At 59.4% G+C, this 15,463-nt stretch carries 13 protein-coding genes and 1 pseudogene; 8 read left to right on the top strand and 6 right to left on the bottom strand.

Features of this window, described 5'->3' with window-relative positions:
* Positions 1–582 precede the first annotated feature (582 nt).
* Complete coding sequence (locus tag AB4Y35_RS39640; protein ID WP_368708616.1) at positions 583–1,107, bottom strand: hypothetical protein; 525 nt, start codon at positions 1,105–1,107, stop codon at positions 583–585.
* A 461-nt stretch (positions 1,108–1,568) separates the two neighbouring features.
* Here AB4Y35_RS39640 and AB4Y35_RS39645 point away from each other — a divergent pair, with 461 nt between their 5' ends.
* The 3 genes from AB4Y35_RS39645 (at position 1,569) to AB4Y35_RS39655 (ending at position 6,246) form a co-directional block, all read left to right on the top strand.
* Positions 1,569–1,934, top strand: coding sequence for a plasmid mobilization relaxosome protein MobC (locus tag AB4Y35_RS39645; protein WP_368708617.1), 366 nt, complete (start codon positions 1,569–1,571; stop codon positions 1,932–1,934).
* 309 nt (positions 1,935–2,243) lie between these two features.
* On the top strand, positions 2,244–5,264 hold the full coding sequence (locus AB4Y35_RS39650) for an LPD7 domain-containing protein (protein ID WP_368708618.1): 3,021 nt from the start codon (positions 2,244–2,246) through the stop codon (positions 5,262–5,264).
* A gap of 628 nt (positions 5,265–5,892) precedes the next feature.
* On the top strand, positions 5,893–6,246 hold the full coding sequence (locus AB4Y35_RS39655) for a hypothetical protein (protein WP_368708619.1): 354 nt from the start codon (positions 5,893–5,895) through the stop codon (positions 6,244–6,246).
* 901 nt (positions 6,247–7,147) lie between these two features.
* Here the strand turns inward: AB4Y35_RS39655 and AB4Y35_RS39660 are convergent.
* Complete coding sequence (locus AB4Y35_RS39660; protein WP_368708620.1) at positions 7,148–7,366, bottom strand: hypothetical protein; 219 nt, start codon at positions 7,364–7,366, stop codon at positions 7,148–7,150.
* Here AB4Y35_RS39660 and AB4Y35_RS39665 point away from each other — a divergent pair.
* On the top strand, positions 7,365–8,330 hold the full coding sequence (locus tag AB4Y35_RS39665) for an HAF repeat-containing protein (RefSeq protein ID WP_368708621.1): 966 nt from the start codon (positions 7,365–7,367) through the stop codon (positions 8,328–8,330). The genes AB4Y35_RS39660 and AB4Y35_RS39665 overlap by 2 nt on opposite strands.
* Before the next feature lie 93 nt (positions 8,331–8,423).
* Here the strand turns inward: AB4Y35_RS39665 and AB4Y35_RS39670 are convergent, their stop codons facing one another.
* Both AB4Y35_RS39670 and AB4Y35_RS39675 read right to left on the bottom strand, forming a co-directional pair.
* Positions 8,424–10,271 (bottom strand): tetratricopeptide repeat protein, encoded by a 1,848-nt coding sequence (locus AB4Y35_RS39670; protein ID WP_368708622.1) that lies wholly within the window; start codon positions 10,269–10,271, stop codon positions 8,424–8,426.
* A 646-nt stretch (positions 10,272–10,917) separates the two neighbouring features.
* Positions 10,918–11,241 (bottom strand): annotated as a pseudogene (locus tag AB4Y35_RS39675) (DNA polymerase Y family protein); the annotation flags it as partial.
* 267 nt (positions 11,242–11,508) lie between these two features.
* On the opposite strand from AB4Y35_RS39675, the gene AB4Y35_RS39680 reads away from it, so the two are divergent.
* Positions 11,509–11,775, top strand: coding sequence for a BrnT family toxin (locus AB4Y35_RS39680; protein WP_368708623.1), 267 nt, complete (start codon positions 11,509–11,511; stop codon positions 11,773–11,775).
* Entirely contained in the window at positions 11,762–12,064 is a 303-nt protein-coding gene (locus AB4Y35_RS39685; RefSeq protein ID WP_368708624.1) for a BrnA antitoxin family protein, read from the top strand. The genes AB4Y35_RS39680 and AB4Y35_RS39685 overlap by 14 nt, the downstream gene beginning before the upstream one ends.
* Before the next feature lie 328 nt (positions 12,065–12,392).
* Here AB4Y35_RS39685 and AB4Y35_RS39690 read toward each other — a convergent pair whose 3' ends face one another.
* Both AB4Y35_RS39690 and AB4Y35_RS39695 read right to left on the bottom strand, forming a co-directional pair.
* A complete protein-coding gene (locus tag AB4Y35_RS39690) occupies positions 12,393–12,581 on the bottom strand; it encodes a hypothetical protein (protein WP_368708625.1) in 189 nt (62 codons plus the stop codon).
* 749 nt (positions 12,582–13,330) lie between these two features.
* A complete protein-coding gene (locus tag AB4Y35_RS39695) occupies positions 13,331–13,786 on the bottom strand; it encodes an H-NS family nucleoid-associated regulatory protein (RefSeq protein ID WP_368708666.1) in 456 nt (151 codons plus the stop codon).
* 505 nt (positions 13,787–14,291) lie between these two features.
* Here AB4Y35_RS39695 and AB4Y35_RS39700 point away from each other — a divergent pair.
* Positions 14,292–14,939, top strand: a complete 648-nt coding sequence (locus tag AB4Y35_RS39700; RefSeq protein ID WP_368708626.1) for an H-NS histone family protein — start codon at positions 14,292–14,294, stop codon at positions 14,937–14,939.
* 276 nt (positions 14,940–15,215) lie between these two features.
* A complete protein-coding gene (locus tag AB4Y35_RS39705; RefSeq protein ID WP_368708627.1) occupies positions 15,216–15,455 on the top strand; it encodes a hypothetical protein in 240 nt (79 codons plus the stop codon).
* Positions 15,456–15,463: the final 8 nt, after the last annotated feature.

Below are 15,463 nucleotides of genomic sequence, written 5' to 3' on the forward strand. Positions count from 1 at the left end.
CCATCGAAAGGAACGGTTGGCGCGGCGGGTGGGCGCATCGAATGCGTTGCGTGTTCTAGGCTTCGCCTGTCGCCGCTGAATGTGCGAGAAGCAGCCGACGGCCATTGATGCACTGGCCGTGCTGATGGCTCGCATGGTCCCAGTCGTGTTCGAGGAAATCAATTCGCGGCAGTCCGCGGAGCATGCAATCCGGATTGATGTACACACGCCACGGCCGAACGGGCGGAATGGTCGGGGCTGTTGCCGAAGCATGCCGTCTAGTTGCTGGCCTGGCAGCAGCAGAAGGCGGACTGTTTGCGTTTTGCGTGGCGGCGACGCTCGACGGTATCAGCGGAACGGGCAGCCCACATGTGACGAATGTTCTGGGCAGTGACGTGGCGCATTACTGGAAGCCGACGCGTGCCAGCTACTTCGATCATCAATCGAAGGCCCGCATCGAGGAGGTGATGACGGGTTCTCTCTGCAATGCTAGTTGGCCTAAGCGAACAAGCGTGTGCGCCGCGCGCCGATGTCGAACGCCACGGTGACCCGAGCAGGGCGCGAGGGGAGCGGTATCAACGCAACGCGGCCGGGTGATTCGGTTCAGCGCCTGGGCGCCTCGCCGTACTTGCGCGCTATTTCGTCGATCCCGGCGCTCGAAATCGACGGCTGGTCGTATTGCTGCGCTTCGAGCTTGATCAACTGCATTCGCGAGAGGTGCGGATTATCAGCAGCGAGTTCATCGAGCGTCCTGATGCCTGCGCGAAGTGAGGAAGTGGATGGCGTGGACGAGGGCGACACGGGGGCTCCCTGAGTAACGGGGGCAATGGCTGCCGGGGCGGGCGATGGCGATGCAGCGCGGTTGAGGGTCGCATGTGCACGGTTCGGTGCGCGTCGGCCCAGACGTTTGCGGATGCGATGCAGGGCGTTGTCAAAAACGGGGAGACTCATGGTGAGGCCGCGCTTTTGCAAGCGGGTGTGGAGTTCGCGCCTGGAGACACCGCGTGCCATGGCCGCATCAATCTGCTCGATCAAATCGGCAAGCTGCGCGGTTTCAGAGCGCGCCGTGCTGGTTGCGGGCGCATCAAGCAGATCTTCGACAACGGCGGTGAGGTCGGTGAGCGGCATGGCGAGGTCCGCGGAGAGTCAATGCAGACTGATGGTGCTACAAACGTGCTAAATAGTCAAAAATGCGTGATGAGTAAACGCTTTAAACCAGCTTTAGTTATGCGAATTGATGCTTGAAACCTGCAATATGGATGCTACAGTGTTTGCTATAGAGTAGGGAATTGAGGCACGTCGAATATGTTTACGCAACGCTACGCGTTCCATAAAATATTGCGTGCCAAAGGGGCCAAGCCCCTTTGAAACCCCGATGCGGACTACGGCGCCGCATCCATCGCGTCGACGGAATTGCCGTCGACACTCAGCACTGCCAGGTATGCGAAGTGAATAAGGAGGAATCCATGATTCCGAAGGCGCATTGGCCGGCATATGAATTCCGCGCGCGTACGATCAACGGCGATGAGACGCTGTTCACGTTGTCAGAGCAGTCGGCGGACTGGACACATCTAGCGGGGCTATAGACGATGCCGCGAAAAAAGAGTAACGATGGGGCCGGGCTCGGCAAGCCGATCGCATTCCGGCTGTCTGAGGCGGACCGCGCAGCCTATCTGGAAAAGGTGACGCGAAGCGGGCTGACGCAATCGGAGTTTTTCCGTCAGGCAGTGCTCACGAACCGCACGCGGGTGATTGCGCGACCAGTGGACAGCGTGGATCGCAGGCGACTGCTGTATATCTTCAACAAGACCAGCCAAAACCTGAACCAGATCGCAGGCCGGGCGAACTCAGACCACACAAGCGGCAAGCTATCCGAAGCAACCTACGAGCAGTTGCTGAACCAGATGCAGATGATCTCGCGGTATCTGAAGGCTACCCTTGTGAAGGTCGACTAGGGAAAGGTGAGACCGATGCTGGCGCCGCCCGCCTGGTACAGGGATATAACCGCGAACCGCACAGCGGTGCCGGCGCCAGCGGGACATCAACGCGTTTGCGTGAACATGCAGGCAGCAATGACTATCACGTTACTCGAGGAGCGCCTTTACCTGTCGATGCGCGCACGCGAGTACGGCCCGCTGATGCATGCTGGTTGCAAGGCGGTCCGTACGATGCTCGATGCGCCGGCGCAAATCTGTATCGGACCCGGTTTCCGGGTATCGCTTCCGTGGCTGACGCGGCAAGAGCCGCGGACAGGGGCGTGACCCATGCTGATCCGGGTACGCGGTTATCACGATGGCATCAAGGCCTATCTGGAGAAGGGCCAGAAGCAGGACCGCGAGTTCGAGCGCGACGAGCTGGACGAACGCGTGATACTCGCAGGGGACCTTGATCTGACCAACAGCATCATCCAATCGATCGACACGGAGGCGGAGCGCTATATCAACGTCACGCTATCGTTCAAGGAAGACGACGTGTCGCGCGAGCTGCTAGATGAGATTGTCCGCGAGTTCGAGGCATTCGCATTTGCGGCCTACCAGCCGGACGAATACAACTTCTACGCCGAGGCGCACGTGCCCCGGCTCAAGAGCTACGCGGACCGACGCAGCGGCGAGCTCGTCGAGCGCAAGGTACACGTGCACGTGGTGATTCCGGAAATCAACCTGCTGACCGGGAGTCGACTTTATCCGTTCGGGAAGGTTGACCATAACGAACGGTTTCTGGAGGCGTTCCAGGAACATATCAACGCGATGTACGGCTTCGCCAGTCCGAAGGACAACCGGCGGGTGCACTTCACGGATGCGTCTGAGATGATCAGCCGTTACAAGGGAGACGTGTTTGCGCCGATGAACCGCGAGCTGAAGGCCGCAATCCTCGAAGCTGTACTGTCGCGCGATGTGACGCATTTTGAGGACTTCCGCGTTTTGCTCACGGAGTTCGGCGAGACACGCACGCGCAATGCGGGCCGTGAAGCCGAATATGAAAACGTGAAGCCGCCGGGCGCGACGAAAGGCGTGAATCTGAAGGAGTTTGTCTTTTCGCGTGCGTTCATCGAACTCGATGCCGTGGGCAAGCGTGAAGCCCTCGACCAGAATGTTCACGCAGAGTACTTCGAACCCGCTACGCCGCTCGCGACGCCACAGAACTATCTCAATGCACTTTTCGAGTGGAACGATACGCGCGCGAGAGAGATCAAGTATCTCAATAGCGGCAGCAGTTTCTACAAAACGTATCAGGCGGCGTCGCCGGCAGAACGGCGGCGAATTCTGGAGCACCGGGAAAAGCGGTTCTATGACGCAGCAGGAGGAATTGATGAGCGACTACGACGAAACGATGGTGGACCCGGAGACTGGCGAAACTGGAGGCAGCCGCACTGGCACGAGCCGGAGCGCGCGCGGCACGAACTCCGTGGCCGGTGGCGACGTGGAGCGGATCACGACCTTGACGCTGGCTTCGATCGACCCCGCGCGGCGACCCGAGCCCCATACCGTGTGCGAGGTGTGCCCGGCGGCGGTGTGGATGGCCACGCCACGCGACCTCAAATGCTTCTGCCGGCTGATGCATTACTGGAGCTGGGAAACCAGCAAGCCGACCGAATTGACGCATTGCGATGGTCTGGCGATCGCGAGCGAACGGGAGGAGAACAGCTAGACCCACGGCATACGCTGCTGAACACCATTGCGGCGCGTATGTACGAGAGGTGGGACGCGGCCGACGACGCGGGACGGGCCAGGATGGCCGCAACGGCCGGCGACAAGTTCGCGCGTGACGGCGGACCATTCGGTCAGCGTGAAGCGTACGGTCTGAACCGGGCGTCCGGCGGTGGCCGTGCGCCGGCGGAATTCGGTCCGCTGGACGAGGTCCGGAGTCTCGCCGATGTCCAGTCGCTCGATGCGATCGAATCGATGCCCTTTGAGACCACTGTTGCTGCCGACACGAGCGCGGCTACGGTTTTCAATGCGCGTGCGCGAGCTGCAACTGGCCGGGAGGCCGATACGGTTCGCGACCAGTTCGCGCGTGATCTCGTGGAGGCGCGCGCTGTTCGCAACGCCCGTGAGCGGTCCGGGTTTGCTGAAATCCGCATGACGCTTGATGCTGGCCGGCTGCTTGCCGCACTCGCGCATTCTCACGGGCTGATTGTCGAGAAGTACAGCATTGGTAAAGGTGCGGACGGGGGTGACCGGATCCGGGCTGGCTCACGTAATCTGAATGTGTCGGATTTCCTCACGAAGGAGATGAATCTCTCGTGGGCCGACGCGGCGCAACTGCTGCGCGATGTGTACCGGGCACAGACAGGGCGCAGGCCCGAACATGCGCCACGTCGTTCACCCGAGCCGGATCTGTGGGCCGGGTTCCAGCATTGGCGCACGATCTATCGCGCCGGGCTTCGTCGCGCCTGGGATGAACAGATGCAGCACGAGAAGGCGCGGCGTAGCGAGATCAAGGCAGCGTTCTACAGCGTACGCAACGGGCTTGCGGACCGCGCGGATCTACGCTCGACGGCGCGCCGGGAGCAGCTCTCGGCCGCCCGCGTGACCCGCCTCGAGGCTGAGGTCGCACTGCGCGCACGCATCGTACATGAGCGTGACGCGCTCAAGCGGGCTGATAACCGGCCGATCAGCGACCAGTACAGGGATTTCCTGCAGGAGCGGGCACAGGGTGGTGACGAACGTGCGTTACGCGAGCTGCGCCGGATGCAGGAGGTGCGGCTGAGGGTCCAGCGTCCTGCCGATGAGTGGTCGGTCGTTTTCAGTGCGCCATCGCGTGACGTGGACCCAGTAACGTCCGGTCGCAACGAGATCATCTACAGCGGCCCTTCAATTACCTACGAGGTTCTGGCAACCGGAGAGGTCGAATACCGCCGGGACGGTGCAGCGTTTCTCGTCGACGAGGGGCGTACGTTGCGCCTGTGGGACAGCGAGAGGGAGGCGCTTGAGCTTGCACTGCGCTTGGCACAGCAGAAGTTCGGCTCGATGCTATCACTTAGCGGGCCCGAAGCCTTCGAGGCGGCCGCTGCGCGTGCCGCAGCTGAGCTGCGAATGCACGTCACGTTCGAGCAGCCAGAGCTCGAGAGTATCCGGCAGTTGCGGAGCGCCGAACTTGATGCCGAGGCACAGGAGCGGCGGACGGCGCAGCGCGAGCGCGCGGACTGGGAGCGCGACGAACTGCGCGATATCGTGCGTCGACCGCATCCGCCCGTAGTCGGCGATACGCCCCGTGCGGACCAGGATAACGAGTCGCCGGCTGATGGCCAAACGCCGGATGGCGGACCAGAGACTGAGCGATGAATTGCCTCTCTTCGGAAAACCGGATGAATCCGCGGCAACAGGGGGAGCTCCGTTGTTCCCTGGGGATCGCTTCCGCGCACCCAGCATGGTGCGACTATTTGTTCCCGTTGTTGCCCTTATTGCAAATCGCCGTAATGGGTGCGGTAGCGGATCAGAGTATTGTTCAGATAGCTCCCGTCGTATCGGCACGGGGTCGCCGACCACGGAGGCGTCCATCGCCTTCGCCGCTTCCGCAGCGAGGACACGACGTTTCTGCACCTCGGGTCGTCGGTGTCGTCACGGTGATCGTACTCCTAATCGATACCAGGCATAACTTGGACGATGGCGGTAGTCTATGTGTTGAACAACCGCACACGGCGATGCTTTTCCTGACCGTGACCATGGGTGCACTTAATATTCGGCACTTGAGTGCGCAATGCTCCTTCCGCTGCCTGCCTGAAGTGGCAAAGGATTCGTTTATTGGGGAGCACGCCCGGTATCGAACTGACAGGAAGGGCGATGAAATGGCATACGCCATCACGGAGTCTGCCTTGGGGTGTCCAGCGGATCCTGTAACATTCGTGCGATCAAACATTTCGTTGGGGTCGGCAATGAAGCGCGTAACCATTCAGCCCGGGAAGAGCTCACCATGAGCGCACACGCAAACGCCGAGATTCTGCTCGCGTGGCTCACTGAGCATACTGTCGCGACAGTGAGCGAAATCGCGGCTTCCGGACTGATGGGTTCGCGCACGGCGTCTGATGCGATCCAGTACGCGCTGCACAATGGCGCACTCGAGCGCGTCGTCCGCGCAGGCGTTAGTGCGAAAGAGCGGGTGCGCTACCGGTCAACTGGGATCGCATTGCCCGTGCCTCGAACGCAAGCCCAACCTACTTTCGATGGGTTGCTGGAAGCCTGGGGCATTGCGCTCAAGCCCGTTCACCTTGCAATGGTTAATTCGCGCACGCACCAGATTTCTGATAGTGGGCAGGCAGAGGAGTAGGGAAGCTGCTACCCGACTGGTCTACGATTCCCGCGCTCTTAACACAGGCAGGCCAGCCATCCTTCGAGGGCTTCCTGACAACATGGGGCATGATGCTTGAGCCACCGCAGCTTCTGTCGACCAGCTCGCAAACGCACCAGATTTCAGATGGCGAGTGACAGGAAAGGGGTGGCGACATCACTGAAATGCGCTGTTCAGCGCGCACAGTGGTACAGGAAAAGGTGACGTTGAAATCTGGGGCTCGCGGCCGGTTCATACGTCGTATGTCGTGCGGTCAGTGCGCTCATCAGAAGCACCGACTGCGTATCCGGCACGGCTAGATCGACATCGCCGGCAACTTGCCGCATGCGCGGAAGCTCCCGACTGAATGCCCGTTATCGGCAGCCCGGTACCTACCCTCATGGAGCGAAAAATCTTCTCGTGCGCACACACGAGCGTAGGTAGGCGTGACGATGCATGTTCACTGGCCAACCATGCAGTTTGTCCTGTTATGCCGCGGTGCCGGGCCATTGTCGTCTGACTGCCTGGTCAGTGCATGACGCGTCGTGCCCGGGGATTTCGCCCGTTCAGCGCAGGTGGGTCACGCGCTCACTTGCGAGCGATCTGCGCCACCATTTAACAAGTTGAACAAAAGTATTCCATAGACTAGAGTGGTCCGTAGCCTCTATCTTCAGACATTTTTCTGATCGGCAGCACGCATAGCGGACAACGGACGTTCTCGTCGTCGATCACACTGATCCATGACGGATGCGCTAATGGAAGACATCGCGAACCCGTTCCAGTGGACTAGATTTCTATCGATCTTCGCAGTCGTGGAGATTTCGCTGTAACGCACATTCGTCGAATGCGTGTCGACGTTCATGCCGGAATTGGTGCATAAGTCGATCACGTGCGTGCACGCTTACTGATGGATTCGCGGCTTGCTCTGCGCTACAGATAAAATGATAAGCAGTGCTATTCTATTTTTACTCGTTTCTTCTTCAAAATGAATTTTGAGGCGGCTACGACCGGGTATCCCGTCACGATTCACGATATGCGGCAAGGGGATCGCCATGTACTCCACATGGAAGGTAGGTTGCGTTGCGAACCATGTTCGTTGTGCATTGATCGCGCTAGCCATGCTGGCGATCGCCGCATTCCAGACTGCCGCGGGACAGGGATTCGCCATCAAGGATCTCGGCGCGCTCCCCGGTGGAGACTACAGCAACGCCCTCGGAATCAATGAACGCGGCCAGGTGGTCGGTTACTCGATAACCGCAGCCGGGGCCACGCACGCTGTTCTGTTTGAGAACGGCGAGGTTCACGACCTGGGCACTCTCCCGGGCGGCAGCTCCAGCACGGCCACCGCGGTCAACAATCGCGGCCAGGTGGCTGGCACCTCGAATACGGCACGAGGGGACCAGCACGCCTTCCTTTTCGATCACGGGGTGATGACTGACCTGGGTACGCTCCCCGGTGGCAACTTCAGCGCAGCTGCCGGAATCAACGAACGCGGCCAGGTGGTGGGCTACGCGACCAATCTACGCGGGTATGTGCACGCCGCCCTGTTTGAAAACGGAGTCGTGATCGACCTGGGTACGTTTGCCGGTGGCAGCGATAGCGGCGCTTTAGGGATCAACAACCTCGGCCAGGTGGTCGGCTACTCATCGAACGCAAGCGGATATGCTCACGCGTTCCTGTTCGAACATGGTGTCATGACGGACCTGGGCACGCTTGCCGGTGGAGGGCTCAGCCATGCTCAGGGGATCAATGAGCGCGGCCAGGTGATCGGCATTTCGTCCGTCGCAAACGGGGACGTGCACGGATTTCTGTTTGAAAACGGGGTGATGACCGATCTAGGCACGCTCCCTGGTCGCAACAATAGCAATGCTTTCGGGATCAACAATTCCGGTCAGATAGTTGGCGAGTCGGATACCGGATGCTGTCCGTACTTGCCACACGCGTTTCTGTCTGAACACGGAGCAATGACTGACCTGGGCACACTTCCGGGAGACAACTTCAGCGAAGCTGTCGGGGTCAACGGAAGCGGCCAGATCGCAGGTAATTCGTCGTCTCGCGCCATTCTCTGGACACGAGGAAAATGAGGCTAAAGAATGAATTTCCGCGGCAGGGCATGTCAGAGCGGAAAACGTACGGCACCATTCCAGTCACTGTGCGTCGGAGAGGCCGATGTCGGGTCAGTCTCGTCCTGTAGCGTGCTGATCGACAAATTGCATTTTTGATGGGGTGTTCGTGGGTGCACCTGGACGCTGGTGAGCAGACTGGATCGGAAGGCTCATTCCCTGGAGTTCCCAGGTCGCCAACGCTTTTTCGATGAACTGGGCGGGACAGCTTGTGCTGGCCGCCGCGAAGTCCTCGCGTGCGCCCGATATATCGCCGCGTGACAACAGCCACTCGCCGAGATAGGCATTGGCCTCACATGAGTGTTCGTCGTGGTCTTTCCCACCTTTCTCTACTGCGGAAAGCAACCCGGCTGCGGTAGATCTCCCCATGTAGAAAGCGAGAATGGGATAGGGCCAACGATTGGCGTCAAGGCCACGAGCCTGGTCGGCTAGTGCCAAGCGGTCGTCTGTCGCAAGCTTCAGCGCGATGATGTGGCGCCAGATTACGACATAGGCATAAAGTGACTGGTCGGCTTTTTCTATTTTATGCGCGCGATACAACCGCTGCCATTCGCTCAGGTCTGCATCGGCCTGGCGCAGTTGTCCAGTGTAGAAGTTCAACTGCGCACGTCCGTAGAGCAAGCCGCCATCATCATGGACAGACTGACCCACGATTTCGTAATCGTGTGCCGCGGCGCTGTACTGGCCAAGCGTGGTCTCGTCGTCCGCAAGGTACCGGCGGGTGAGTGTGTCTTGAGCGTTCGCCTCGAGAATGGCGTGAAGTTCCTCAACAGCTGACGCGTAGTCTCCCAGTTGCTCGAAAGAGAAGGCACGTTCATGGCGCAGCGAGATCGAGTTCGGCAGCAATTTGATCGCGTTCGAAAGGACATCGATGGATCTTCGAACTTGCCCCGAACGCGCGAAAGCGCGAGCAAGAAGCACGTGGTTGCGTGCAGTGCTGGGTGCCAGACGAACAGCCTTCTCGAAATCGGCAACGGCGTCGGCATTGTCTCCTTGTTTATCGTACGCGAGGCCGCGTAGCCGCAACAGCACATCGTCATCCGGCATTAGCGTGATCGCCCTTGAATAGTCCGCAATTGCCTTTGACCATTCGCCCGTCTCTTCGAAAACCTGTGCCCGGCCCACAAAGGCCTGGGCGTCCGTTGGGCGAACATTCAATACCGACGTGTAACCAACAATTGCATCGGCGTATCTATGCTGCAACTTGAGTAACAGAGCGGCTGCCCGTTTGGCATCCGTGTCGTTCGGGTCAAGGCCAAGCGCGGTATTCGACTCCTCCCTGGCTTCATCCAGTTTACCGGCATCAATCAGAAGCCCGACTTTTCCCACATGCGCGGCGACAGTGTGTGGTGCCAGGGCAATTGCGACGTCATAGTCCCAGAATGCGTCCTGTGCATCACCCTTGAGTTGGTATGCAATGCCCCGGGAAACGTAAGTGCTCGCACGTTGATCGCCAGCTGCGATCGCGTGACTCAGGCAGTCAATGGCCTTGTCAAACTGCTTGCGCTTCATGAGCAGACTGCTGAGGTTTTCCCACGCGTGCACATCGCTCGGGTTGAGCCGCAATGCCTGCTCATAGTCCTGTTGGGCTGCGTCGAGATTGCCGACACCGAAATAGGCTCCACCGCGGTTATTGAACGCGGAAGCCGTCGCGTTCAGGGCAATCGACCGGGTGTAGTTATTGATCGCCGAAAGCTGCCGTTTGAGTTGGAAGTCTCTTTTTCCAGACGCGAAATACAGCGAGGATCGTGCGAATGGCGGTATCTCGGGGTTGTCGCTGACACTCTGGCCGAAAATCGCGATAGCTTGCGCATTGTGCCGATAGCGGAGGACTTCATTGCTGACGTCGAGCGGCTGCATCAAGGCCGCATAGGCGGAGCCATGCAGCAGCGATAACGACAAAAGTAGTGTTCCATGTATTCTCATTTTTTCGTGCGGACGATCCCGGATGCTGGTATATCGACACGAACAGGAGAGTTTTGAAGGGAGAATGCTTCGCTCGTGGGGGCGGGGTATCCGTTCGAGCGTCACAGTACGGCTCCTTGGGACTGGCACTCGTGACGTGGCCCACGGCAATACCCGGGCGTTGTGAGTCTGCTCCTAACGATGTAGGGTTAATGCATGACACGCGCGAGGTGAATGCGAACAACATCACGTCAAGGCGGCCGCATCGTGTACCGTGCTGTCATCAATGATGCTATGACGCTGGCGTGGCACCCCTGGACCCCGGTAATGGGGCCAGGGCGGCATGTTTCGGGCGTTCTGGATGACCCACAACGACGGATCAATGTGAAATGAAATCGAAGGACCTGCTGGGCAAGCCCGCCCCCTCGTTCGACGAACCCATCGAGATGCTCGAGGCGTGTCCTGAGCGCATCGTGGCGCAATGTCGCACGCTCGAGAAGCTGATGGAGCACCTGCCGCAGCACGTCGCCGATACGCAGGCGCAGCAGGCCGTTGCCTGGCAGAACGTTGTCCAGGGCGACTTGTGGACGAGCGGCGCAGGTTCGGAAAACGGGTCCCGGGGCAACGCCTGTAGTTCAACCAAAAAAAAGCCGTGGAGGAACCAGCGCGGCTCACGTTCGTCACGACTGCCGACACGCTCGCGATAGACCCAGTAGTGCAGATGGTTTTCTGCTTCGGCAACGAAGTAGTCGCGCGTCACGATGTGGCCGTCCTGCCAGCCGCATTCAATCCGCTCTCCGGGCGACACCATGCGCAGCTGTGTACCGTAGAACGGACGATGGCCCCGCATGATGAGCTGGATCGGCACCTCAAGGAGCCATGTCGGACGCGGCAGATCCCGAGGCAGGTCCGTGCGTGAAGGTCTGGCATCACTGCCGACCGGTACCCACCGTGCGGCCATGCGCGGAAGCAAGTTGTGACGCTCTCCACACATCGGGATGAATTGCGTCGACGTCCAGTAGCGGCAGCGCCATGGTTCCCCAATAAACACCTGAATATATGTATATATATACAGTGATCGTATCGGGCCTGCTCGCAAAAGTCACGCGGTCAGTCGGTGCGTGACTGCTTTGTATTCAAATCATGTTGAATTGCGATCTTGCGCCAGGACGCACTTTTTGTAACTCCAAAAAGTCCTTGCATGCTTCTATTTTTCGACACTACAATAAGTTGCATGCGAATCACATTTGACCTTGCGAAGGACGCGTCGAACCAGGAAAAGCACGGTGTATCACTCGCCGAGGCTGCGCGGCTCGACTGGGATGGGATGCTGGTGGTCCAGGACATGCGGCACGAGTACGGAGAGGATCGGTACAGGGGCATTGCCCTGTTAGGGGGCAGGCTGTATAGCGTGGTTTTCACACCCCGCGACGAAACCATGCGCATCATCAGCCTGCGCAAGGCGAGTAACACGGAGATTGACGCTTATGAGCAAAGCTAAGCTGACACGCAACACTGCCGCAGAGGAAGCGGCAATCCAGCGCGGAATCGAGTCCGATCCGGACAACCCGGAATGGACGGCTGCGGATTTCGCCAGGGCGCGTCCATTCGCTGAAGTCATGCAAAAGCGCATGGGCCGCCCGCCGAAGGAGAACCCGAAAGAGCAGGTCACGATGCGCTATGACGCAGAGGTTCTGGAGGCGTTTCGTGCGACCGGCGCAGGCTGGCAGACGCGCATGAATGACGCGCTAAAAATCTACCTGAAAGAGCACCCGCTCAAGGCAGCCTAAGAAAGCTGTGGAGTGGCTTGTGGTTGAAACGGAGTTCGGCCAGTGCCGACGAGTATCGGACCATGAAGCTGTCGACGGTCCGGTGGGGCGGCAGATCGGTCGCCGGATGGCGCGGCCGGGTCACACGCTGGCATCGGGACGCTGCCAGATCGGGCAGCGCCCTCAGGCAACCGGCAGATCGGTCAAGGGTCGGTGGCTGGCGGGAAAACAGGTCGACGCCGGTCAGGAATGACGTCTCGCGGAGGACGCGCCCTGGTGCGCGTCACATTTGCGCTTGCTGACGGGGAAGACGCAGCAAGCACAACGGGCCTTGCGGCCCGTTCTCTGATCAGCGCTCAAGCCGCCACTCGGGCAGCTCGGGAAATGCACTTCGTGTCGATGTCTTCGCCCGCTTGCGCAGTTGCGCCTTCGTCCCGGTTGTGACCACGACCTTTTTCTTGCTGGAGGGCGAAACACGCACCACGACGGTCGGCGGGGGCGCCACATCCGGCTTGGGCTTCTTCAGGGTTTCGCTCATATCAGCTTTTCACCGAGATAGTCTAGCCGCTTTGTCCAGGCCGGGCTTTGCGCCGCCAGGTCAAACTCCATCTATATGAACGGCCCCTTTTGTGCAACTTTCTCATGCATTGACAAGAGAGTAGAGCCGTTTCCGAAGGAGAATTCGCTCTCCGCTCGCCGTTCATGCGTGCACCGGGTGGTTTCGCGGCTATCGTTTTTCTTTCGTGCGGCACATCGATGCCCGCTGTGAAGGATAACTGAATGTATCGTGAATCACGCTCGGGCGAAGGGGGAGGGACGACCGCGACTTGAGCGGAAATAACGTTTCATGGCTGTGTCTGCGATTGACATGTCTGGATTCCCGCACTTCATGAATGCCGCAGTTTGGGCGACTTCGTCACGCTCGCGTGGGCCATTGCGCCTAACGATGAAGTTCTGGCAGTGACGCGTATCTTCGCGATGAATCTGCTGGACACGGTTGTGAGAAACGGCCGGATTCTGGCAACGTTCGTTCCAGCTCTCACCTGGACTGGCGCATCTTCAGCAAACGGGTGCTTTGCGCGCTGTCATGTCACAGCAGCAACTCTTCGATTAGTCACCGCATAACGTTCAGTGACTGGCCAGTTTGTGCGGGAAGCGCGGCACATAGCCGTTCGCTCCATGCCTGAAGCTTTATTCCTCAGCAGACGCGAGTCACATCACGTGAATGTCCAGGCATCAGGAGCAAGGAAGATGATGCCGGATCCCAGGTCCGGGTTGTCTCGGCTCTCAGGCGCTAACGCCCTCTGTTTTGATTGTGGCCAGTCTCGAGCCGGCAAACGGGTCATTGCGCCAGTCGGCGCCGGTGCGTTTGCCCGGGTCGCGATTCGACGCGCCGTCAATTGCAAAATGTTCAAGAGACTGGCCGGCACTGATTGCCTGAACCACCCATTGTGGCGGCGCGCCTTTGCCGTCCCAAGTGTTGCCCGAAGCGTCGCGGAAACGCACTGCCCGCAAACGCTCCTGATCGGCTGCAATTGAAGTAGCAATGTCTTCCGGTTCGATTCCAAATTCAGCCATCCGTCGTCGCAGATAGGCCACGATGCTTTCGCGTTTTCTCTCATCCATCTGGTGTATTCTCCGCGCAACAGTCTGTCGTTGGGCAGGTGATTGCAAATCGCGTGCCGCCAGGATGCCACGCGACCCAACGCTGCCCGTGCCGGGGCAGCGAAGAGGGTGGAGCATGTTTAAACCATATTTTGCTGGGAGCGGCGCAGGTGAGGCGCCGCGACTGGCGACCGGTATGAGAGCAGTATAAATCAACCCATGTGCGACACCAGGTTTGCTTGCGCACGTTGGATCTTCTTTTGTTGCGTTCACGATTCAACGTGCGGTACGAACAGGTGCATCGCTGACGCGGGAACCATACCTCCTCGATCAACGATCTCGGGTGCATGTCTGGATAACAGAGAGTTGGCTTTTTTGCGGCGCAATAGCAAACAAACAATGAAAGGCAGCGTTGCGGGACGCACAGGCAACATCGGGCGTGCCTCTATCCCTGAACTCCAGTGACATTCAAATCGTTGCGCGCTGCCCTTTCAATTTGCACGGACGTACTGATAAAGTCATAATCACGACCGCGACGACCGCGTCAATTCTGACGGGCAGACCGAACTTCGAAGTGCCTGGCAAACAAGCCAGGGAAGTTCCACGATCGCATGAACGGTAAACCCCACAGCGAGGAATAGACATGGTTACCCTGGACGCAATCAACTCGAAAATTGCCAAACTGCAGAAGCAGGCGGCAACGATTGCCGAAAAGCAGTCGTCTGTGGGCCTGACGAAAATCCGTGACCTGATGCAAAAGCACGGACTGACTGTCGCTGATATCGAAGGCTTTGTTGCAAAGCGACGCGGTCGTAAACCTGGGACGACGCTGGCAAAGGCGGCAGCAAAAGCCCCGGGTGCGGCCGTGCATCACGTTGCGCCGAAATACGTGGATCCGAAAACGGGCGCGACGTGGTCGGGCCGTGGTCTGGCGCCGCTGTGGATTCGCGACGTCAAGGATCGTTCGAAATTCCTGATTGAAGCTGGGGCAACGGCGAAGACTGCCGGCGCCAAGGCGGCACCTGCCACGAAGGCAACCGCGAAAAAGGCTGCTGCGAAGAAGGCAGCTGCGAAGAAGGCAGGTGCAAAGCGTGTCGTGGCAAAAAAGGCGGTGAAGACGGCAGTCGCCACGAAAAAGGCTGGCCGGGCAGCAACGGCTCCGGCAAAGGGTGTGCGTGGGCGCAAGGCCGCAGCACCCGCGAAAAAGGCATCGGCGCCGCGCAAGGTTGCAGCTAAAAAGGCCCCGGCCGCAATTGAGGCTGCTGCCACGCCTGAAGTCGCAGCAGCGTAACGGCTAACGGGCAATCCAGTCGTAGCTGGCGGAGCGACATGCTGGCGGCGCCGCATTCGCGGCCCGCTACGACTGATTACTCAGGTCCCTTCGCGCGTCGCCTTAATGAGAGCGGCGCGCCATGTTTGTACGCGAGGAAATGCGGACCCAGAGCCGCACGCCGTCAACCCAATGGCTTACCGTTTCGCGCTCGTATCTCTCGCGTTGCCAGCTGACTGTCCACCCGAGTCGGTTCCTCCGGCGGTGGGTCGGCTGATCGCGGCCGCATGGAATGGCATGAGCCGAGCGCAGCTCGTGGACCGTGCTCGCCGGCTCGACATGCGTGCATCGCTGCGGGTGCAGCCCGATATCGGACCGGATGGGCTGACGCAGTTCAGGCTCACGCTCAGTTTTGCGAACGGAAGCTTCGAGCTGATCGCCCATGTACGCCGTGTCATTCGCCGGCGCACGGGCGCGCGACGCCAGAAACCGTCATTGCCTCCAGCACGCGATATCAGGCAACAGAGCCTTTTCTGAGTGTTGAC

Source organism: Paraburkholderia sp. EG286A (assembly GCF_040965375.1).
Taxonomy (GTDB): domain Bacteria; phylum Pseudomonadota; class Gammaproteobacteria; order Burkholderiales; family Burkholderiaceae; genus Paraburkholderia.

What these genes read in the sequence shown, in the direction of transcription:
- AB4Y35_RS39640 (WP_368708616.1), bottom strand. Translation starts at nt 1,107, where the DNA reads ATGCCGCTCACCGACCTCACCGCCGTTGTCGAAGATCTGCTTGATGCG.
- AB4Y35_RS39645 (WP_368708617.1), top strand. Translation starts at nt 1,569, where the DNA reads ATGCCGCGAAAAAAGAGTAACGATGGGGCCGGGCTCGGCAAGCCGATC.
- AB4Y35_RS39690 (WP_368708625.1), bottom strand. Translation starts at nt 12,581, where the DNA reads ATGAGCGAAACCCTGAAGAAGCCCAAGCCGGATGTGGCGCCCCCGCCG.
- AB4Y35_RS39665 (WP_368708621.1), top strand. Translation starts at nt 7,365, where the DNA reads ATGCTGGCGATCGCCGCATTCCAGACTGCCGCGGGACAGGGATTCGCC.
- AB4Y35_RS39695 (WP_368708666.1), bottom strand. Translation starts at nt 13,786, where the DNA reads ATGCTCCACCCTCTTCGCTGCCCCGGCACGGGCAGCGTTGGGTCGCGT.
- AB4Y35_RS39680 (WP_368708623.1), top strand. Translation starts at nt 11,509, where the DNA reads ATGCGAATCACATTTGACCTTGCGAAGGACGCGTCGAACCAGGAAAAG.
- AB4Y35_RS39705 (WP_368708627.1), top strand. Translation starts at nt 15,216, where the DNA reads ATGAGCCGAGCGCAGCTCGTGGACCGTGCTCGCCGGCTCGACATGCGT.
- AB4Y35_RS39700 (WP_368708626.1), top strand. Translation starts at nt 14,292, where the DNA reads ATGGTTACCCTGGACGCAATCAACTCGAAAATTGCCAAACTGCAGAAG.
- AB4Y35_RS39660 (WP_368708620.1), bottom strand. Translation starts at nt 7,366, where the DNA reads ATGGCTAGCGCGATCAATGCACAACGAACATGGTTCGCAACGCAACCT.
- AB4Y35_RS39685 (WP_368708624.1), top strand. Translation starts at nt 11,762, where the DNA reads ATGAGCAAAGCTAAGCTGACACGCAACACTGCCGCAGAGGAAGCGGCA.
- AB4Y35_RS39655 (WP_368708619.1), top strand. Translation starts at nt 5,893, where the DNA reads ATGAGCGCACACGCAAACGCCGAGATTCTGCTCGCGTGGCTCACTGAG.
- AB4Y35_RS39650 (WP_368708618.1), top strand. Translation starts at nt 2,244, where the DNA reads ATGCTGATCCGGGTACGCGGTTATCACGATGGCATCAAGGCCTATCTG.